At 35.6% G+C, this 21,628-nt stretch carries 19 protein-coding genes and 1 riboswitch; of the genes, 13 read left to right on the top strand and 6 right to left on the bottom strand.

The features are described 5' to 3' along the window. The first annotated feature begins 111 nt into the window (after positions 1-111). A complete protein-coding gene (locus EQG68_RS13280; RefSeq protein ID WP_129465378.1) occupies positions 112-1,566 on the top strand; it encodes a S41 family peptidase in 1,455 nt (484 codons plus the stop codon). 32 nt (positions 1,567-1,598) lie between these two features. On the opposite strand, the gene EQG68_RS13285 is transcribed toward EQG68_RS13280, so the two are convergent. Next, positions 1,599-3,527 (bottom strand): TonB-dependent receptor plug domain-containing protein, encoded by a 1,929-nt coding sequence (locus EQG68_RS13285; RefSeq protein WP_129465379.1) that lies wholly within the window; start codon positions 3,525-3,527, stop codon positions 1,599-1,601. Positions 3,528-3,606: 79 nt separating this feature from the next. After that, positions 3,607-3,855: riboswitch (cobalamin riboswitch) on the bottom strand. Positions 3,856-4,261: 406 nt separating this feature from the next. On the opposite strand from EQG68_RS13285, the gene EQG68_RS13290 reads away from it, so the two are divergent. From EQG68_RS13290 to EQG68_RS13325, 8 genes are all read left to right on the top strand, one after another. After that, positions 4,262-5,392, top strand: coding sequence for an ABC transporter substrate-binding protein (locus tag EQG68_RS13290; RefSeq protein WP_129465380.1), 1,131 nt, complete (start codon positions 4,262-4,264; stop codon positions 5,390-5,392). 81 nt (positions 5,393-5,473) lie between these two features. Then, complete coding sequence (locus EQG68_RS13295) at positions 5,474-6,487, top strand: iron ABC transporter permease (RefSeq protein ID WP_164975463.1); 1,014 nt, start codon at positions 5,474-5,476, stop codon at positions 6,485-6,487. A 25-nt stretch (positions 6,488-6,512) separates the two neighbouring features. After that, positions 6,513-6,926: a GxxExxY protein gene (locus tag EQG68_RS13300; protein WP_129465382.1), complete on the top strand. Its 414-nt coding sequence runs from the start codon at positions 6,513-6,515 to the stop codon at positions 6,924-6,926. 129 nt (positions 6,927-7,055) lie between these two features. Then, positions 7,056-7,826: an ABC transporter ATP-binding protein gene (locus EQG68_RS13305; protein WP_129465383.1), complete on the top strand. Its 771-nt coding sequence runs from the start codon at positions 7,056-7,058 to the stop codon at positions 7,824-7,826. 56 nt (positions 7,827-7,882) lie between these two features. Continuing rightward, on the top strand, positions 7,883-9,244 hold the full coding sequence (gene rmuC, locus EQG68_RS13310; protein ID WP_129465384.1) for a DNA recombination protein RmuC: 1,362 nt from the start codon (positions 7,883-7,885) through the stop codon (positions 9,242-9,244). Between the two features lie 119 nt (positions 9,245-9,363). After that, positions 9,364-10,779 carry an Ig-like domain-containing protein gene (locus EQG68_RS13315; protein ID WP_129465385.1) on the top strand — a complete coding sequence of 472 codons (1,416 nt, stop codon included), beginning with the start codon at positions 9,364-9,366 and terminating at the stop codon, positions 10,777-10,779. Between the two features lie 27 nt (positions 10,780-10,806). After that, entirely contained in the window at positions 10,807-12,849 is a 2,043-nt protein-coding gene (locus tag EQG68_RS13320; protein WP_129465386.1) for an FG-GAP-like repeat-containing protein, read from the top strand. An 80-nt stretch (positions 12,850-12,929) separates the two neighbouring features. Next, positions 12,930-14,105: a GlmU family protein gene (locus EQG68_RS13325; protein ID WP_129465387.1), complete on the top strand. Its 1,176-nt coding sequence runs from the start codon at positions 12,930-12,932 to the stop codon at positions 14,103-14,105. Positions 14,106-14,217: 112 nt separating this feature from the next. On the opposite strand, the gene EQG68_RS13330 is transcribed toward EQG68_RS13325, so the two are convergent. Both EQG68_RS13330 and EQG68_RS13335 read right to left on the bottom strand, forming a co-directional pair. Beyond that, the gene (locus EQG68_RS13330) at positions 14,218-14,517 is read right to left on the bottom strand and encodes a hypothetical protein (protein WP_129465388.1); all 300 of its coding nucleotides are present in this window, start codon (positions 14,515-14,517) and stop codon (positions 14,218-14,220) included. Next, the gene (locus EQG68_RS13335) at positions 14,518-16,122 is read right to left on the bottom strand and encodes an ABC transporter substrate-binding protein (RefSeq protein WP_129465389.1); all 1,605 of its coding nucleotides are present in this window, start codon (positions 16,120-16,122) and stop codon (positions 14,518-14,520) included. It lies immediately after the preceding gene. A gap of 90 nt (positions 16,123-16,212) precedes the next feature. Between EQG68_RS13335 and mtaB the strand changes: the two genes are divergently transcribed. Continuing rightward, a complete protein-coding gene (mtaB, locus tag EQG68_RS13340) occupies positions 16,213-17,550 on the top strand; it encodes a tRNA (N(6)-L-threonylcarbamoyladenosine(37)-C(2))-methylthiotransferase MtaB (protein WP_129465390.1) in 1,338 nt (445 codons plus the stop codon). 241 nt (positions 17,551-17,791) lie between these two features. Here the strand turns inward: mtaB and EQG68_RS13345 are convergent, their stop codons facing one another. Next, the gene (locus EQG68_RS13345; RefSeq protein ID WP_129465391.1) at positions 17,792-18,418 is read right to left on the bottom strand and encodes a methyltransferase domain-containing protein; all 627 of its coding nucleotides are present in this window, start codon (positions 18,416-18,418) and stop codon (positions 17,792-17,794) included. 3 nt (positions 18,419-18,421) lie between these two features. Then, the gene (locus tag EQG68_RS13350; RefSeq protein ID WP_129465392.1) at positions 18,422-18,703 is read right to left on the bottom strand and encodes a GNAT family N-acetyltransferase; all 282 of its coding nucleotides are present in this window, start codon (positions 18,701-18,703) and stop codon (positions 18,422-18,424) included. 174 nt (positions 18,704-18,877) lie between these two features. On the opposite strand from EQG68_RS13350, the gene EQG68_RS13355 reads away from it, so the two are divergent. The 3 genes from EQG68_RS13355 to EQG68_RS13365 are packed head-to-tail and all read left to right on the top strand — an operon-like array spanning position 18,878 to position 20,858. Then, positions 18,878-19,540: an alpha/beta fold hydrolase gene (locus EQG68_RS13355; RefSeq protein ID WP_129465393.1), complete on the top strand. Its 663-nt coding sequence runs from the start codon at positions 18,878-18,880 to the stop codon at positions 19,538-19,540. Between the two features lie 50 nt (positions 19,541-19,590). After that, positions 19,591-20,478 (top strand): lytic transglycosylase domain-containing protein, encoded by an 888-nt coding sequence (locus EQG68_RS13360; protein ID WP_129465394.1) that lies wholly within the window; start codon positions 19,591-19,593, stop codon positions 20,476-20,478. A 14-nt stretch (positions 20,479-20,492) separates the two neighbouring features. Next, complete coding sequence (locus tag EQG68_RS13365) at positions 20,493-20,858, top strand: sulfite exporter TauE/SafE family protein (RefSeq protein ID WP_129465425.1); 366 nt, start codon at positions 20,493-20,495, stop codon at positions 20,856-20,858. Here the strand turns inward: EQG68_RS13365 and EQG68_RS13370 are convergent, their stop codons facing one another. After that, a complete protein-coding gene (locus EQG68_RS13370) occupies positions 20,859-21,560 on the bottom strand; it encodes a TlpA family protein disulfide reductase (protein WP_129465395.1) in 702 nt (233 codons plus the stop codon). It abuts the gene before it with no gap. Positions 21,561-21,628 lie beyond the last annotated feature (68 nt).

Consider the following 21,628-nt stretch of genomic DNA (forward strand, 5'->3'; position numbering starts at 1 on the left):
CAGGTTTAAAACTTGGTTATATAGTCAAGACGAATGACAATCTTTTTTGTTACAAAGAAATTGAAATTAAAACTAAAGTTATTAAATTTACGTTCTTAAAAAGAAAAAGCTATGCGAATATTTTCAAAAATGATTGCCTTTGTTTTCTTTTCACTTTTGGTTTTTCAATCGTGTGAAGATATTGATGATAAGCCGGTTCCGTCGGAATTAGAAATTAAAGATTTTATTTGGAAAGGTTTAAATCTATACTATTTATGGCAAGCCGATCAACCTAAGTTAGCCGATGATTTATTTGAAACGCAACGTGATTTAAATGTTTTCTTGGAAAGTTATGAATCTCCGGAAGCTTTATTCAGCGATTTAAAAGTAGCTCCTAATATCGACCGATTCAGTGTAATGTTTAGTGATTACAGGGTGTTGGAAAATGCCCTTCAAGGAGGTTTTAAAACAAACGGAATTGAATTTAGCTTACGTTTTAAAGACGCCTCACAAACCGATATTTTTGGCTATGTGCGTTACATTTTGCCAAATACAAGTGCATCAAATCAAGGCGTTGAACGCGGAATGATATTTTATGCTGTAAATAATATTCCAATGTCATCGTCCAATGAATCTGTTTGGCGAGCCGCTTTTGCTGAAGATACTTATACCTTACAATTTGCCGATTTTGATGGAGGAAACATCACGCCAAACGGAGTTTCGTTAAGTTTTACTAAGGCTCAATATACTGAAAATCCGGTTTATATTACTAATGTAATTGAAGTGGATGATAAGCGAATCGGTTATTTAATGTATAATGGATTTTTCTCCAATTTTGAATCCCAACTCAACCAAGCTTTTGGGCAGCTGAAAGCAGCAAATGTTACCCATTTAGTCTTGGATTTACGTTACAATTCCGGTGGCTCTGTAGATACCGCTACAAGATTAGCCAGTATGATTACCGGTCAATTTAATGGTCAAGTGTTTGCCAGACAAGTTTGGAATCAAAAAGTGATGACATTTTTTAACCAAGAAAATCCGGAATTATTAATTAATCGATTTACTAATTCAATTGGGAATGGCAATACCATTAATAGTTTGAATTTAAATAAAGTGTATGTGCTCACAACGGGTTCAACTGCCTCTGCCAGTGAATTAATTATCAATAGTTTAAAGCCCTATATTACCGTTGTTCAAATTGGAACTACAACCGTTGGCAAAAACGACGGGTCAATTACATTATACGATTCGCCAACTTTTGGAAGAAATAACAGAAACCCAAACCATCGCTATGCCATGCAACCATTGGTTTTAAAAATAGCGGATAAAAACGGAAATGGCGAATACCAAGACGGTATAGATCCTACGCTAGAACAATCTGAAAATGTGGCCAATTTAGGTGTGCTGGGCGATCAAAATGAACCTTATTTAAATACCGCTATTAATGATATTTTAGCGAACGGAAGAGTTGGGAATCGATATGTTGAATCAAAAGATTTACAAGTTGATAACAGTAAATCAATGCGAAAATTTAGCGACGAAATGTATATCGAAAAAGTTCCGGAAGGATTGTTTAAAATTTTATAATAAAAAAGGCTCTTTATTGAGCCTTTTTCTTTTTAGAATAAAAAGTTGATTCCGAGTTGTACATTTCGACCACGGGTATTGTACCCCACGGTTTCCACAAATTTTTCGTTTAAAATATTGTTAACTGCTCCAAAAACAGTCAATCGGTTTTTCATTAGTTCATACTTAATCAATCCATTTACCAGTTGATAAGAGCCTAAAAAGACATTGGTAGTTGTAAATGTTCCGCCATCAAAAAAAGCATCTCTTCTGCCATCAACATATTGATAGTTGATAGAAAACAACGTTCGCTCATTTGCCTTAAAATCTAGTGCAAGATTTCCTTTATGTTTGGGAATTAAACGGTTCAATTCTTCCGGAATATCCGTAAACGAATAATTTCCGGTCACTCTCAATTTAGAGGAAAGCTGATAACTCAACGTAGTTTCAAATCCACGTACTTTATTTTCTCCCTCCACATTCACATAATAGGAAGCAAAGGTTTCCGGATCAAAAAAGAAACCAATCGAATTCGATTCTTCTCTGTAAAAACCAACCGCATTAAACGTCATTTTTTTGTTTAAGAAAGTCGTTTCAAAACCTACTTCGGCTGTTACATTTTCTTCCGGAGTCAACACTAAATTTCCGTATGGCGAATACAATTGGTACAAACTGGGCGTGATGTAAGCCGTGCTATACGAAGTAATAATTTTTAAAGGAAAATTTTTAAAATGATACGACGGATTGACATTATAAACCAATTGATTGTCATAAACCGAATGCAAATTAAGTCGTGTTCCGGCATTAATGTGTAATCCAAATTTTGAATTAAAAACTGCCGTTACGTAAGGGTCAATCATATTAAATTTGGCATTTTCCCTATTAATCTCATCAAAAGGTGTTTGAGTGTACATGTCGTGAAACTGAAATTGTGTCCCCACCACCATAAAAAAGTTTTTGTTGAAATTGTATTTATTAACGGCATCAACCACCACACTTCTGGAAGTATAAACATATTGATCCGTAGTTCCTGAAAAGGAGCTGAATTCATCATAACTTCTTTCCAACAAAGTAAAACCGGAATTTACAATAAATTCCCCTTTTTTGTATTTGTATTTCGGATTAAAGCCAAAACGAAATTGCTCTGAAAGCGAGACATTTTCCAACACATCCGGATTGTTTACATTGTCAAACGGGCCATCATAATCCGTTTTCATGCGGTCGTAATTGGCAAAAAAATCCAACTTCAATTTTGAAGTAGTTTGAAAGCCTATCTTTGCCAACGCATTGACTCTCGAAAACCGGTCTTCTTCAAAATTTTCACCGGCTGCTTGCGAGATACCTTTGGTTTCCGTGCTGTTTAGTGAAGCATAATAATCCACTATGTTCACCATACCATTTAACCCAATACCTTGATTGAAATCTTGCGGATTCGCCTTAAAACTTTCCGCAGTATTCTGTGTGCCAAAATGCATGTACGCATTTCCGGCAATTACTTTTTTTGCCGCTTTTTTCAAGGTAATAGTAATCACTCCGGAAGCCGCACCGGTGCCATACAAAGTGCTCGCTGCACCTTTCATGATTTCAATGCTTTCCACTTGTTCTGCCGGAAGCAATCGCAAATCATACTCTAAATTAATTCCCGAAGCATCCGTCATTGGAATACCATCAATCACAATCAATACCTGACGATTTCTTCCGCCACGGATAAAATAGCTCAAATTTTTTCCATTTGCACTCTGGTTGCCATTGACTTCCAAACCAACGGCTTGACTTAAAATGGTGGCCACCGATTGACCGCTGTTTCGTGCCAAATCCTCTGCCGTGATTTTTTCAATAATTTTACCTGATTTTTCTTTGGACTGCCCAAATTTAGTGTCCGAAATAACGACTTCTTTCAACGAAATCGTGTCTTGTTGTGCCAAAGCACACGTTCCCCATAACGCCAAAATAGCGGAATAGTACCTGAATTTTTGATTCATTTTAAGTTAAAAATAAATTTACTAAAATGGGAGAAAAGCATAGAATTTACCCATACCCAAACCTTTTTTCCCGAAAGTTTGTTACTCAATGTATTAGGCAGGTCTCCTGGCTTGCGTCTTGTTGTTGGCCTTCTCATTCGCCTAGGCGAACAATGGCATGAAAGTGAACAACAAGCTGATTAGCTCACAGTTGCGGGTACAGCTCAGGATTTAAATTGGAGCAACTAATTTTCTGCTTACTGAAAACTGTCACTGCCTACTTTTTACCTGATTCCCTTTTAATGCTCGGCCTAAAAAAGGCGTTGCAACCAAAATACTCGACAAAACTAAACATTTTTAAGTAAACAATTCTTAATTTTTTTTTCAGAAGCTTTTCCGGCTTTCCGTTTCAAGCTTTTTTGTCTTGTTGCTTTTTTCTAAGGCACAAAAAGAGCTTCCTTTGGTCGCTTTTTTGTGCCAAGAAAAAATGCAACAATCCTGCAAAAGGCTTTCCACTGCAATCCGGGCTAGGGGAGAGTGCTTCTAAAAACAGAATTAAGATTTGTCATTTTTCTTATTCATCTTCATCCACAACCAAATAAATCCTACCACAAAGTGAAGCAGAATTACTCCTCCAACGATGTACATAAAGGTGTTTGAATCCCGCATTGTATTTTTTTTGTAAAGTTAAAAAGTCAGAATCTTCCAAAAGATAACATTTGTTACAAACGCTTACCTTTGTAAAAAATAGATCAATGAAAAAATATAGTTTGCTTTTTATCTTCACCATTTTGTTTATTTCCTGTCAGCAAAACCCAAAAACTAAAATTGACATTACTTCTCCAGAAAACTATATTCGCTACGCCAGCGGACTTTCTATTCAAAAATATGCTGATTTTTCCATTGTATCTGTTTCTAATCCTTGGCCCACAGCCGATAAAAAGTATACTTATATTTTACATAAACCAACCGCTGTAATTCCGGATAGTTTAAAGCAATATTCCGCCATTCAAGTGCCTGTAAAATCCATCGTAGTCACTTCCACTACACACATTCCGGCTTTAGAATTATTAGAAGTTGAAGACAAATTAGTTGGATTCCCAAACACCGATTACATTTCTTCCGAAAAAACCAGAACTTTAATCGAAACCGGAAAAGTAAGAGAAATAGGTAGTAATCAAAGCTTAAACACCGAAGTTTTACTCGATATGCAACCCGATGTCATTATCGGTTTTGGTGTAGATGGCGAAAAGAAAACCTATGATAATTTACTACAAAATGGGTTAAAAATCCTTTACAACGGCGATTGGACCGAACAACATCCGTTGGGTCGTGCCGAGTGGATTCAACTTTTTGGTATTTTGTTTGGGTTAGAAGAAAAAGCAGACACCGTATTCAAAACCATTGAAAAAGAGTATCAAGAAGCTGTTAAATTAGCCCAAAAAGCCACTTCAAAACCCACTATTTTGAGTGGAGCCATTTATCAAGATCAATGGTATTTGCCACAAGGAAAAAGTTGGGCCGCTCAATTTCTAGATAATGCGAACGGAAATTATCTTTGGCAGGATTCCGATGGAACCGGTAGTTTATCCCTTTCCTTTGAAACCGTTCTCGAAAAAGCCCAAAATGCCGATTTTTGGATTGGTCCCGGTCAATTTACTTTGTTTGAACAACTTGAAAAAGCCAATCCCAACTACAAACATTTTAAAGCCGTTCAAAACAAAAATGTGTATTCCTTCAGTTCCAAAAAAGGAAAAACCGGTGGGATTATTTATTATGAGTTAGCTTCCAATCGTCCGGATTTGGTTTTAAAAGATTTAATTAAAATTTTGCATCCGGAATTAATGGAAGAGTATGAATTGTACTTTTTTGAGAAATTGAAATAATTTATCAATTACAATTTTATTTAAGTCTTAGTATATTTACGCCATACTTAATGTTCCTTAATTTCTTAATGGTTTAAAAAATTGCCAACTCAAAAACATAAAATACTATTCCTTTTATTAATCTTCGTGTTAATCGGAACGTTTTTGCTAAACCTCAGTTTAGGTTCCGTTTCTATTCCTACAAGCGATATTTTTAATTCCATTATCGGTAATGAAATTAAATCGTCTTGGGAAATTATTCTATGGAATTTCCGTTTACCAAAAGCTATCACCGCCATTTTAGTGGGGATGGGCTTATCGGTTTCCGGATTGTTAATGCAAACCTTGTTCAGAAATCCACTTGCCGGACCGTATGTATTGGGTTTAAGTTCAGGTTCCAGTTTAGGTGTCGCTTTTATGATTATGGGAGCAAGTTTTTTACCCTCTTTTTTAGTTTCCGATTACGGAATTGTTTTGGCTTCTTCCATCGGGAGTTTTTTGGTTTTATTGGCGGTTTTAATCGTTTCTCAAAAATTACGCGATACGATGGCGATATTAATTGTCGGACTCATGTTTGGTAGTTTTACGAGTGCGATTGTGAGTGTGTTGAGTTATTTCAGCACCGCACAAGAATTGCAAAAATTCACTTTTTGGTCAATGGGAAGTTTGGCAAATTTGCCATGGAGCTCTATTCTCATTTTAGCCATTTGTTGCGGAGTAGGATTGGTCTTGAGTGTTTTTAGCATCAAACCTTTAAATGCGTTGTTATTAGGAGAAAATTATGCTAAAAGTCTTGGTTTAAATTTCAAAAAAACACGATTGATTATCATCATTGCTACCAGTATTTTAGCCGGAAGCATCACAGCTTTTGCCGGACCCATCGCCTTTATAGGATTGGCTGTTCCGCATTTAGCTAAGTTGCTATTTCAAACCAGTAATCATTTTATATTATTTTGGAGTACGTTATTAATTGGTGCCATTATAATGTTGGTTTGCGACAGTATTGCTCAACTTCCCGGCAGTGATTATACATTACCCATTAATGCCATTACTTCCATGGTTGGAGCTCCGGTTGTGGTTTGGCTTTTAGTTAGAAAAAGGAAAATAATGATTTAGTATAAACCACATAGAAACATAGCTTATGATAACGCAAAAATATTTAGACGAATTGACTTATGAAGTCGTTGGTTCAGCGATTGAAGTTCATAAATTTATGGGTAGAGGATTACTAGAAAGTGTTTATCATCAATGTTTAATTGAAGAGTTGAAACATAGAAAAATAAATTTTTTAACAGAGATGAAAGTCCCTGTAGTATATAAAGGAAAATCTTTAGATATTAATTTTAGGTGTGATTTATTTATTGAAAATTGTTTAGTAGTTGAAATTAAGTCTGTGATTGATATGCGTAAAATTACTGAAGCTCAACTTTTAAATTATATGAATTTATTAAAAGCACCTAAAGGAATTTTAATTAATTTTAATTGTAAAAACATTTTTAATGAAGGACAAAAAACCTATGTAAATGAATATTTTAAAAAATTACCCAAACAATAATTCTATCAATAAAGCTTGCTTTATCAACTATGTTTGGACGCATAGAAATTCCTATGTCTCTATGTGGTAAAAATAGTAAAATATAAACTCAGCAACTCAGTATCTCAGTAACTCAGCAACTCAAAAAAAATGATTCTCCAAACCCAAAACCTCTCCATCGGCTACACTTCCAAAGCAACCACCAAAACAGTTGCCTCTGAGATTTCTATACAATTGGAACAAGGAAAATTAATCGGTTTAGTGGGAGCCAACGGCATTGGAAAATCCACTTTATTGCGAACGTTAACCGGTATTCAAAAACCCCTTTCAGGAACGGTTTTATTGAACGATAAACCAATCGAATCATTTGAACCTTTAGCTCTAGCTCAACAAATCAGCGTAGTATTAACCGAAAAGTTACCACCAAGCAATTTAACCGTTTATGAATTGATTGCCTTAGGAAGACAACCTTACACTAATTGGCTGGGTAAATTAACAGACGAAGATAAGATTCAAATTGACAAAGCCATTGTATTAACCGAAATCCCTCATTTAATCCATCAAAAACATTACGAAATCAGTGACGGACAGTTGCAAAAAGTGTTAATCGCCAGAGCATTAGCACAAGATACAACGTTAATTGTTTTGGATGAACCTACCACGCATTTGGATTTATTGCACAAGGTTTCACTTTTTAAATTGTTGAAAAAATTAACCGCCGAAACCCAAAAATGCATCTTGTTTTCTACCCACGATATTGATTTGGCCATTCAATTAAGTGACGAAATGATTGTGATGGATGGACAGACTGTCATTCAGGACCAGCCTTGTAATTTGATTTCACAAGGAGTTTTTTCTTCACTTTTTCAAAATGAGCATATTCAATTTGATGCAACAAAAGGGAAGTTTGTAATCAAATAAATATCAATTAAAATTATATTTTCCTTAATTTTACTTTTCTAAAAAATCATCGCCAAATGTCAGATATTATTCTTTTTACCATCGTATTTATTATTGCTTTAGCCACTGGAATTTATATTGGAAAACAACTTTTTACTGCTCAAGCCAAATCTGAGAAGTCAGGTTTGGAAGAACGAATTAATGGATTACAAGCTCAAATAGAGCAATTGAAAATTCGTTTTCAAGAAGAACAAAATCAATTTTCTAAAAATGTAGAAATCGAACGAAAAGAGAAAGAAGAAATTCGTCGCGAAAAAGATTCCTTATCTCTCCAACTCACCAAAAAGGAAGCCGATTTTGAAAATCTTTGGCAACGCAACCAAGAACAAAAGCAAGAAGTAGAAGAGTTACAGAAAAAATTTACCAAAGAATTTGAAAATTTAGCCAATAAAATTCTGGAAGAAAAAACCGTAAAGTTTACCGAACAAAACAAAGAAAATTTAAAAACTATTTTATCGCCTTTGCAGGAAAAAATTCAGCATTTTGAGAAGAAAGTGGAAGATACGCATAAGGAAAGTATCGATTATCACGCTGCTTTACGTCAACAAATTGTGGGGTTGAAAGAAATGAACGAACAGATGAGCAAAGAAACACTCAATTTGACCAAAGCCTTGAAAGGCGACAGTAAAATGCAAGGGAATTGGGGCGAATTAATTTTGGAACGCGTTCTGGAAAAATCAGGGTTAGAAAAAGGAAGAGAATACGAAGTGCAACAAAGTTTTGTAACAGAAGAAGGTAATCGCGTGCAACCGGATGTGGTGATTAATCTCCCGGATGGAAAGAAAATGATTGTTGATTCTAAAGTTTCCCTCACGGCGTATGAGCGATTTGCTAATGCTGAGGAAGATCAGGAAAAAGGGCAGTTTTTAAAGGAACATATCACGTCTATCAAACGCCATGTGGATCAATTGAGTTCTAAAAACTATTACGATTTATATCAAATGGAAAGTCCGGATTTTGTTTTGCTTTTCATTCCGATTGAGTCAGCTTTTGCCATTGCTTTAAATGAGGATAATTCGTTGTATAATAAAGCATTTGAGCAAAATATAATTATAGTAACGCCCACTACTTTATTGGCAACACTTCGCACCATCGACAGCATGTGGACCAATCAAAAGCAACAAGAGAATGCGTTAGAAATTGCCCGTCAAGCCGGAGCTTTGTATGATAAATTTGAAGGTTTGGTTTCTGATTTAATTAAAATTGGTAAAAAAATGGAAGAAGCCAAAACTGAATACGGCAACGCCATGGGTAAATTAGTAGAAGGAAAAGGAAATCTAATTGGCAGTGTGGAACGTTTGAAAAAAATGGGAGCGAAAGCGAAAAAAGCATTACCGGAGGCTATTATAAAAAGAGCGGAAGATGCAACAGAAGGTTAGTGTTTGATTTATAGCTTCGGCGACAAAAGTTGAAGATTATCGAAAAATTAAAAGTAATTAGACCAAAAATTTGTTCATTAAATAAATAATATGTTATTTTGAAGCATAAATAATAAAAGATGAAAAAGATTTATGGTGCTTTCACTGTTTTTTTAGCAGTAGCATTATTTGCCTCCTTTTTAATTTCTTGTTCTGACGATGATAAATACACAGAACCGGATGATTTACCTATTGCAACGGATGATGTTTCAACCTACACTGCGGGAAACACAGCTGTTATCAATATTTTAGACAATGATACTACCGGTGACCTTGTAAATCCGGCAAGTGTAAGTTTAGTTAATGGTTCAGATACTGATTCAAATGGGACGTTAGATCGAAGAGAAATTACAGGAGAGGGAATTTGGACTGTAAATGCCACCGGGGTTTTGACATTTACACCGGCAATGAATTTTTTATCAAGTCCAAATCCAATTACCTACACTGTTCAAGATAATCAAGGAAATATTTCAAATGCAGCAACGGTATCATTGACCGTTATTTCAGGCGTTACTGTAGATTTATCTTTAGTTCCTTACCCAAAACTTTCCGATTACCAATTTTTTGTGGGTGTGATGAAAGATCAAAATCCTACTTTAGGGGTTTTACCATATGAACCGGCAAGCTCATTGTTTACCGATTATGCGTTGAAAAAACGATTTGTTTGGATGCCTGAAGGAACGTTAGCAACATACAATGGCGATGGCAATGTTTTAGAATTGCCTGTAGGGGCTGTCATTATTAAAAACTTCTATTACAATAACGTTCAACCCTCGAATACAACCCGTATCATTGAATCAAGATTAATGATACGCAAATCAACCGGTTGGATTTTTGCAGAATATGTTTGGAATGATGAGCAAACAGAAGCCTTTTTAGACATGAATGGAAGTACAACCGCTATTTCGTGGTTGGATCAAAACAATATATCCCGAAGTACTAATTACCGAATTCCCTCTGAAGGAGAGTGTTTCGTTTGTCACAAGTCAAATGAAGTGGCGGTACCAATCGGTATTAAACCTCAAAATATTAATGTCCCATATAATTATATAACGGGTTCACAAAACCAATTGGCAAAATGGGTTCAAATGGGGTATTTAGAAAATAACTTACCCTCAAACATATTAACTACAGTTAATTATAAAGATGAGTCACAGCCTTTGGACTTACGTGCTCGTTCTTACATTGACATCAATTGTGCACATTGTCACCGAAACAATAGTCATTGTGATTACCGCCCGATGCGATTTGCATTTGAAGAATCGGCAGATCTAGTTAATATGGGTGTTTGTGTTGACACACAAGATATGTCAGGATTTCCTTCAGCTTTGGGAAAAATTGTTACACCCGGAAACATCAATCGTTCAATGTTACACCACCGCATGGGTTCAACCGATCCGGCGGTCATGATGCCTTTAATTGGTAGAACGTTGGTGCATGAAGAAGGATTGGCATTAATCGAGGCATGGATAAATTCTTTAGAACCTTGCGAATAAATTGAATATACTAATTAATTAACTTTTATGAAAAAAATTACATTTTTATTTTTAGTGATGGCCAGTATGCAGAGTGCATTTGGTCAGTCCACTTGTGCTGAACCTACTACATTAAGTGGTCCCGGCCTTTACGTTGTAGAAGGTATAAACGGGACGGATGTAGCTAATCCGATTTGTGCTGATAATGGTGTTATCACTAATAATGCAAAATCAGAGTGGTTTGTGTATACACCTACCGAAAATTTTACAGTAACGATAACAACAAATATAGATGAAAATACCCCTCGAGTTGATACTCGTTTTCATGTATACACAGGAAGTTGTGGAAATTTGGCTTGTTTTGCCGGTGATGATGATAGTGGTAGTAACTATTCATCCGTTGATACTTTTGTAGTTACTGCTAACACAACTTATTTAATAGCTTTTGATAACAGATGGACCTCGAACGGGTTTACTTTTCAATTGATTGAACAACCTTATGAAGAACCTGCGGGTAACCCGGTTAGTTTCAGTAATACTGGATTGAGTTCTATCAACAGTCAATACAATATTTGCGTTGTAGATATGAATGATGATGGTATGGATGATATTGTTGGTGTAAGTTCTACCAACATTCGTATCCACACACAAGGAGCAGGTGGAACATTCAGTTTTGTGGATTATCCTACCACGGCTGCAGAAAATATGCCTAGCTGGAGTTTAGCTGCCGGAGATTATAATCGTGATGGTGTAAATGATTTAATGTATGGTGGTGGAAGTGGAGTAACCTTCATGAAATCTACTGAAGGTGGAGGTTTTGAACAAGACAGCTTTGAACCTTATGTATTTTGTCAACGGACTAACTTTATCGATATCAATAATGACGGTCATTTAGATGCATTTTCATGTCATGATGTGCAACCCAATGTTTATTTTTTAAATGATGGAACAGGCGAATTTGATTTTTATCAATCTAACGTAACTCCCGGAGCTATATTATTAGGAATTTTTCCTTCCGGAGGAAACTACGGTTCTATTTGGATAGATTATGATAACGATGGTGACCAAGATTTGTTTATTGCGAAATGTAGAGGTGGATCCAGTGGAGCTAAGTACAATGAATTACACCGAAATAATGGTGATGGAACTTTTACGGATGTTTCTGTAGAATCTAATCTTCGTGACCCTGTTCAAACATGGTCTTCTGCTTGGGCGGATTATGATAATGATGGCGATATGGATGTTATTGTAGGTGCGAGTTCTACGGCAGACGGAACACACAAATTCATGCAAAACAATGGGGATGGTACTTTTACGGATATTACTGCCGGTTCAGGTTGGGATACAAACACCAGCACAAGTATTGAACATATTGCTCATGATTTTAATAACGATGGATTTGTTGATGTAATGGGTGGCGGTTCAAAAATTATGTATAATTTAGGTGATGGAACTTTTGAAGCTGCTTCAACTGGATTTGGTATTGGAGCTGTTGGGGACTTAAACAATGATGGTTTCCTTGATTTTCAAAACGGAAGTACATTACGTTTAAACAATGGAAATTCAAACAATTGGATAAAATTTAATTTGCAAGGTGTTCAAAGTAACCGTAATGGTATTGGTGCTCGTATTGAAATTTATGGTGCTTGGGGTAAACAAATTCGCGATGCCAGAAGTGGTGAAGGATTTGAATACATGAGTTCTTTAAATATTCATTTTGGTATTGGTGAAGCTACTGCCATCGACCAAGTTATTATTCGTTGGCCATCCGGAATTGTTGATACCATTGATAATCCTGATACAAATCAAACATTAGTTGTAGTGGAAGGTTCTACCTTATCTGTTGGCGATAACGCTTTTTCATCTTTTTCAGTTTATCCAAATCCTGCTTCTGATGTAGTAACAATTAAATCAAGCTCATTAGCTCAAGTTGTGAGTGCTGAATTGTATGATATGAATGGTAAAAGAGTATTTGAATCAGCAGTTGAAAATGATACAATTTCAATCCAATCACTTTCTTTAGGGACTTATATTCTTTTAGCTAAAGACAGTGAAGGAACATTATCAACACACAAGTTGATTAAACAATAATACCAAACTAAACTAAATTTTGAAAAGCCCTCCATTTGTGAGGGCTTTTTTATAACTTTGAATTTCAAAAAAACATCAAAATGAACTACATACTTTTTGACGGACCGGTTCGTAATGCACTTTTGCCCTTTACATTCACTCGTCCGGTAGCTGATATTCGAATAGGAATTTTAACCATACGTGAAAAATGGGAGAAATATTTAGGCTATACTACTACAACAATTACCGAAGAATACCTATCTGAAAAATACCCAATGGTAGAAATGGACGATAATATTTTAATCAACGCTTCTTTTCTACCCAACGAGGTTTTGGTTGAAATGATCAAAAGTTTAGAAAAAAACCAAGCGATTTTTAAAGGGGATGAGGTGGTTGCGTTCTATACAAATGATACGCAAGAAGAAGTGGATTTTGACACCTATGAAATCATTGATTATAATGAAGAAGGGTTACGCATCGAGCACACTTGGGATATTTTTGCCAAAAACGATGTCGCCATCCGTGAAGATTTTGAATTGCTAACCGAAGGAAGAACATCACAACCCATACCAAAAAGTGTGAATGTGATTGCTCCCGAAAATATATTTATTGAAAAAGGAGCAAAGCTGGAATTTGTAACATTAAACGCTTCAACCGGTCCGATTTATATTGGTAAAAATGCCGAAATAATGGAAGGTTCTGTCATTCGAGGTCCATTTGCCTTATGTGAAGAAGCTCAAGTAAAATTAGCTACCAAAGTTTATGGAGCCACCACTGTTGGACCTCATTGCAGAATAGGAGGCGAGGTGAATAACTCCGTTCTGTTTGGGTATTCCAATAAAGGGCACGATGGCTTTTTAGGAAATGCCGTGTTGGGCGAATGGTGTAACATTGGAGCCGATTCTAATAATTCCAATTTAAAAAACAACTACGAAGAAGTAAAATTATGGAGCTACGAAACCGGTGGTTTTGAAAAAACCGGACTACAGTTTTGCGGACTCATGATGGGCGACCACAGTAAATGCGGCATCAATACCATGTTTAACACCGGAACTGTCGTAGGTGTTTCCACCAATATTTTTGGTAGCGGATTTCCACGTAATTTTGTGCCGAGTTTCAGTTGGGGCGGAGCAGCCGGATTTTCAACTTATATTACCAGAAAAGCCTTTGAAACCGCTCGAATCGTCATGTCTCGTCGTCATGTGGAATTCACCGAACAAGATGCGAAGATTTTAGAGCATGTGTTTGAGGAGACGAAGAAGTGGAGGAAGGAGTAAATCTTACGCTTAACCGCAAAGTTCGCAAAGGTTTACGCAAAGGTCACAAAGGATTTATCAAACTTTTTTAGCGTTCTTAGCGTAAACCTTTGCGAACTTTGCGTTTAAATTATTATTTTACTTTATAAAAAAATCCCTCAATCCATTTCCAATTGTAATTGAATACATAAATAACAATAGAAAGCACAATCAAAAACAAAATAACTTTTACAATAAGCTTTTTTCGTTCTAGTTTTCGTTCAGCAAGCATTTTTTCTCGAATGGATTCCAATAATTCAGGTGTCGCTTGAATGTGATCCACAAACTCAGACGTTTCGTTGGACGTGTTTTCCAGACGTTTTAGTTTGTCAATATGACTTCTTTTGTTAAATTTAGTAAGCCACGTTCCGAATGATGCAAATCCAATTGACATTTATTTCTTTTTTACTTTCTTTAAAGATAACAAATTCAACGGATTAATCCCCAAACCTTCCACATTTTTTCTCGTAAACCGTGCCACTTTATCATAAAACAACGGAATAATCGGAGCTTCTTCTATGATGATTTGATCCATTTGTTGATACAATTCAAATCGCTTTGCATCATCCGTTTCTAAAAAAGCTTTTTCATACAACGCATCAAATTCTGCATTGGAAAAATGGGTGTAATTCGGTCCGTTAGGAGCAAAGTTTTTACTGTAAAAAAGCGATAAATAATTTTCTGCATCCGGATAATCAGCAATCCAACTCGCTCTGAAAAAAGTAACTTTCCCGGTAGCAATTGCTTGACGTAATGTCGAGGGCGGATTCACATCAATTTCCACATCCAACCCAATTTTTTGCCATTCGCGTTGCAAGAATTCGCCAATATCAATGTACGTCGCATTCGTACTCAAAACGATTTTAGGCTTTTTAATGCCGGTTTCTTTGACAAATTCTGTGACTAACGATTTGGCTTTTTCGGGTTCAAAATCATAGCCTTTTTGGTGGTTAAAACTCGGCATGCCACTTGGAATGATTCCGCTGGTGGCCGGAATTCCCATATTATTTCGCAAATAGGTAATCATCTTGGCTCGATCAAAACCATAATTCAAGGCTTGACGTATGCGTTTATCTAAAATCGTTTGATCTGTACAATCCATTCGAAAACCTAAATATTCGGTGTTGAGATAGGCTCCGCTAATCAAATTCACGTCTTGTTTATATTTAGGTTGCAATTCCCCTTTTTGTGTTAGAATTTCATCTTTATACGACGGGTCTAAACCGGAAACAAAATCAATTTTCCCTTGAATGAATTCTAAAAATCCACTTTGTTTATCAGGCAAAAATGTAATCGAAACCGCTTCTAAATAAGGCAATTGCTTTCCGTTTTCATCTTTCTCAAAATAAATCGGATTTTTTCGCAACACCAATTTTACATTTTCTTCCCAAAATTTAAATAGAAATGGACCGGTTCCGATGGGTTGGGTTCGAAAATCGTAATTCGGACTTTCGATAATTTCCTTTGGAACCACCGAGGCATATTTCATCGATAATAATCCCAAAAAAGCCGGAAAGGATTTCGTTAATTTTATTTCAAAAATAGAATCGTTTATGGCTTGAAAATTCTCTACATTTTGCAAAATCCATCCGCCGGGCGAAGCGATTTTTTCGTCTTTTAAACGGTTCAAACTGTATTCAAAATCAGTAGCTTTCACGGTTCGGGTGGAATCTTTCCCAAACAAATGATGTTTGTGAAAATATACATCCTTGCGAAGTACAAATTGATACGTTTTTCCATCTTCCGAAATTATCCAACGTTTAGCAATATCGGGTTGAATGTGCAAACTGTCATCCAACTGAACCAATCCGTTAAACAATTGATTACACGCCCAAATGATGTTTTGCGATTTGGAAAAGGCGGGGTCTAAGGTGGCAATGTTCGCACTTTCGTTATACCGAAAAACCAGATGGTCGAGCTCTTTCGATTGGTTTTTTCCACATGAACTAATCATGAGTAGGAGGTAACCAAATGATATATAACGAATTAATGATTTCATTTTCCCAATTATTGTGTGTAAATTTGCAACCTTTATTTAGGGTAAATATAAGGAATGTTACCCTTTTTCCAATTTAAGGGAATATAGATTATGACACCAAACGCCAAAAAAGTTGCTTTTTATACTTTAGGATGTAAACTGAATTTTTCAGAAACCTCAACCATTGCTCGAAATTTTCAACAAGAAGGTTTTGAACGCGTTGATTTTGAAGAAGTTGCTGATATATATGTGATTAACACCTGCTCCGTTACAGAAAACGCCGATAAACAATTCAAACAAATTGTCAAAAAAGCATTGAAAAATAACGAGAAAGCGTTTGTGGCTGCCGTCGGATGTTATGCTCAATTGAAACCGGAGGAATTGGCTGCAGTAGATGGAGTAGATTTGGTTTTAGGTGCGACAGAAAAATTCAAAATCACCGATTATTTGAACGACTTGACTAAAAATGATTTAGGTGAAGTACATTCCTGTGAGATTGAAGAAGCCAATTTTTATGTGGGAAGTTATTCCATTGGCGACCGAACCCGTGCGTTTTTGAAAGTACAAGACGGTTGCGATTATAAATGTACGTATTGCACGATTCCGCTTGCTCGTGGGATTTCACGTAGTGATGAATTGCAAAATGTATTGAAAAACGCTAAAGAAATTTCGCAACAAGGCATCAAAGAAATTGTGTTGACCGGAGTAAACATTGGTGATTACGGTAAAGGTGAATTTGGAAACAAAAAACACGAACATACTTTCTTAGAATTGGTTCAGGCGTTGGATGGAGTAGAAGGCATTGAGCGATTACGAATTTCCTCTATCGAACCGAATTTATTAAAAAACGAAACCATTGAATTTGTTTCCAAAAGCCGAACTTTAGTCCCACATTTTCACATTCCGTTGCAATCGGGAAGCAATGACATTTTGAAGAAAATGAAACGTCGTTATTTGCGTGAATTGTATGTGGATCGTGTGAATAAAATTCGCGAAGTGATGCCGGATGCGTGTATTGGTGTGGATGTAATTGTGGGATTTCCGGGAGAAACGGATGAACATTTTTTGGAAACCTATCATTTTTTGAATGACTTAGACATTTCGTATTTGCATGTATTTACGTATTCTGAACGAGATAATACCGAAGCAGCCGAAATGGAGGGAGTTGTGCCGATGAACATTCGCTCCAAAAGAAGTAAAATGCTTCGTGGTTTATCCGTCAAGAAAAGAAGAGCCTTCTATGAAAGCCAACTCGGAACTACACGAACCGTTTTGTTTGAAGCGGAAAATAAAGAAGGCTACATTCACGGTTTTACGGAAAACTACGTAAAAGTAAAAGCACCCTGGAATCCTGAGTTAGTGAATACATTACACGAAATCAAACTGACGAAGATTGATGAAGATGGTTCGGTGAGAATGGAGTTTGTTAGGGATGTTGTTTCAATATAAAATTTATAATTTTTCTCATTTTGTGTCATTTCGACGATAGGAGACCCGAGCGATAGCGAACAGGCGAAGCAAATCACATAATCTATGGCAAACTATTTTTTTTGGGTGAACTAAGCACTCTAAATGTTATGAGATTCCTCCTTCGTCGGAATGACAAAGCGGCGTGGGAAAACTGCTTCTGTAATCAAACTGCAAATTGCGACTCAGACTGCAAACTGCGACTGGAAACTGGGACTGCAAACTACCTCACAAAAACCGTCACTCTTCCCTCAATCGTAAAACTCGAAAAACCGATATTTTTAGTAATCCATTCCATTGTTTTGGGATGATAGAAAAACACGTGTGAATGGTCATTTTTGTAATACCACGTGTCAAAATTTTGGGTTTCGGAGAAAAAATCGGTCATACAAATGAGTTTTCCGCCGGGTTTTAGAAGTTGGTGGAGTTTTTTGAATTCCTCAAACGGATGATGAAAATGTTCAATTACCTCACAACAAGTAATATAATCGTATCGTTTTTCCAAAACTTCCGGTTGGTTGGAAAAGAACGGGTCGTATTCAACAATGTTATAGTTTTTATCTTTCAATAATTTAACGATGACCGAGTTGGTTCCGGAACCAAAATCCAAACCGGAATGCTTGGAGGAGAAATCTTTTAGCACTCTATTCACAATAGGCGAAGCAAATTGCTGGTACCCTTTATCGTTTACATCATTATTGTGAAATTCGTAGTGTTTTTTTTCTTCTGCTTCTGAAAGATAGTTTTTATCATCTAAAAAAACAGAAAAGCAATTGGTGCAAAAATAAAACTCACGGTGTTGGTGCGTGTAAAAATGATTAGATGGCGAAGAACAAAGCGGACATTTCATACTTTACAATTTGATACCGGGAGGAAGTAATTCTTTGTAAATCGGGTTTTTTCTGAAAAAATGAGCTACTTTCGGGTGGGTGGGTACCACTTTTAATTTTCGTTCTTCAGCTATTGAAAGTACTTCTATGATGAATTCGTTGATAAAGTCTACGTTTAGGTCTTCCGGATGGTTTAATTTTGTTAAAAACAACTTTCGTTCCTGCACGGCATACTCCATGACCAATAAACCGAGATCGGTTTGGGTTTCAAATTGTCTTAATAATTGATTGTCTTTGATTTCCATACTTTTGTTGGGTTAGGAAAAATAAAATTAGTTATGCAAAGGTACGGATTTTTAAATTTTTTTCTTTCATAAAGAATGTTAATGTCTGCTACTGTTAAAATTAGCACTAAATTAACGACCCATTCAAATTCAATTTCGCATTAAAGTTTTACTTTTAGAATTTAAATTAATGATATGGAAAAAATTCCGGTTTATTTCATGCCCGGTTTGGCAGCAAGTACCTCTATTTTTGAAAGAATTGACTTGCCGAAAGATCAATTTGAAATGTATTTATTAGAGTGGATTATTCCTCATCCCAAAGAATCGATTAAGGAGTACGTGACGCGATTATCGAAAAATATTGAACATGAAAATCCGGTTTTGATTGGCGTTTCGTTCGGTGGTGTTATTGTTCAGGAAATGGCAAAAGTGATTTCGGTGCAAAAAACTATCATTATTTCAAGTGTAAAATCCAATAAAGAATTTCCAAGACGTTTAAAAATTGCCAAAACAACCAAAGTTTACAAGTTATTACCCACCGGTTTAGTTCAAAATGTAGAAGCTTTATCAAAATTTGCCTATGGTGATACAGTAAAGCAACGTTTGAAATTATATGATCGCTATTTGTGTGTGCGAGACAAATGCTATTTAGATTGGGCAATAGAAACAATTATCCTTTGGGATAGAACGGAAGTTGATTCTACAGTAATTCATATTCACGGTGATGCAGATGATGTTTTTCCCATAAAATATATTCAGGATTGTACTGTAGTAAAAGGTGGAACGCACATCATGATTTTAAATAAATTTAAATGGTTCAATGAAAATTTACCAAAAATTATTTTAAATAATAGCTGAGTTGGACTGTTTTTTGTAGTTTTACAAATAACAAATAAATTAGGTTAGTTATGAAAAGGATAAAAAATGTAGCAATTGTATCGGTTTTACTAGTTTTGAGCGGACTTTTTGTTTACTCAACATCAAGGAAAATTGTGGTAACAGAAAAAAGAGAAGTTGTATCTCTTCCTTTGGAAATTGATTTCTCCGGAGAAAAAACACCGTTACATATAGCAGATGTAAGAGAACGTTTAGATAGAGAAATGGTTATTAACACCAATTTACATTCTTCGACTACCTTAATTTTAAAAAGAGCAAACCGAGCTTTTCCGGTGATTGAACCGATATTAAAAAAATACGGTGTCCCGGATGATTTTAAATACCTTGCCGTAATTGAGAGCGGCTTGGCTAATGTGGTTTCACCTGCCGGAGCTCGTGGAGTTTGGCAATTTATGCCACAAACCGCCAAAGAGCAAGGAATGGAAGTAAATGATTATGTAGATGAACGCTATCATTTAGAAAAATCAACAGAAGCAGCCTGCCGTTATCTTTTGGAGGCCAAAAATAAATTTGGAAATTGGACTTTAGCGGCGGCGTCCTATAATGCAGGAATGGGGGGAATCAATAAACAATTAACGAATCAACAAGTTTCTGATTATTATGATGTTTTGCTAACGGAAGAAACTTCTCGGTATGTATTTCGAATTTTAGCATTAAAAGAAATAATGCTCAATCCGGCTAAATATGGTTTTGAAATTCCAAATGAGCAATTGTATCATCCCATTGAAGTGAAGAAGATTGAAGTAGATTCTACCATAACTGATTTGGCGACATTTGCGAAAGACCAAGGTATTAACTATAAAATTTTAAAGTTACATAACCCGTGGTTACGAGATAAAAAATTAGAAAATAAATCTAAAAAAGTATATACTCTAGAAATTCCTACAGAGGGTTATTAATTTATACAATGAAAATGACAATTTCTACACTGCTTTTATTACTCTGTATCGGATTGTTAGCGGGATTGCTTAGTGGATTAATTGGCATTGGCGGAGGAATCATCATGGTGCCTTTACTATTGCTTTTAGGCATGTCTCAACACGAATCGCAAGGAACCAGCTTAGCAGTTCTTTCAGTTCCGGTTACTGCTTTAGCGGCATTTAACTATTATAAAGAAGGCTATGTTGATTGGAAATATGCAGCGATTATTGCCGTTTTTTTTGTAATAGGGGGTTATATTGGCAGCAAGTTCGCCATTCAAATTGACGAAAAAATCCTCAAAAAAATCTTTGGATTCATATTATTGCTGGTTGCCGGAAAACTTATTTTCGGGAAGTAATTAATTGGTGACCAAAAATTCTTTTTTATCTTGTTTAAATTTATTCAACTCGTCTAATCGTTCTTTAAACACTAAATAATTTATTTCTAATGCTTTTTTAGACGGTGTCTTAAAGTGTGTTGGCGTTGCACCTCTTTTTATATTGATTACTTGTAAATGCTCATCAATTAAATAGCATGTAGGAAAACCAAGAGTTTCTCTCATGCTTTCCACAATTTCATTATCATTTTTATAATTCTTATGTGCATAGCAGACTTCAATGTGGCTATTAAATTTTTTAGCAAACTTTTTCACCTCTTTCTTTTTACCCCAAACGATTACAATAAATTCAATGTCTTTATTTTCTTTGGCTAATTTATTCAAAGCCGGTATTTCTCCTTTACCGGGAACACACCAAGCAGCATATGTGATTAAAAATATAGGTTTTTTTACTTTACTTATTTTGAGTTTTCGGTTGGAAACTCTTTTTAAAGTGTAATCGTTAAATTTTGAGCCTATGAGTTGATTTTGAACTAAACTGTCAAACAAAAACTGACCCCTTTCAAAATCACCATTGCGATAAGCCTCATTACTTTGTGACTTATATTTGTGAAAGTTTGTACGAACAGCTTCAGTAAATAATTTAGGAGAATCCTCAACATTTTGACTCAGAAGGACTAAGTTTGAAGTAACAAATACTAATATGAGAATAATATTTTTCATATTTGAAGTAATTTGATTCAAACAAAGCTATTTAATTTTATTAACAAATCCAAAAAATATCGGTTAAT

Source organism: Flavobacterium piscinae (genome assembly GCF_004122145.1).
Lineage (GTDB): Bacteria > Bacteroidota > Bacteroidia > Flavobacteriales > Flavobacteriaceae > Flavobacterium > Flavobacterium piscinae.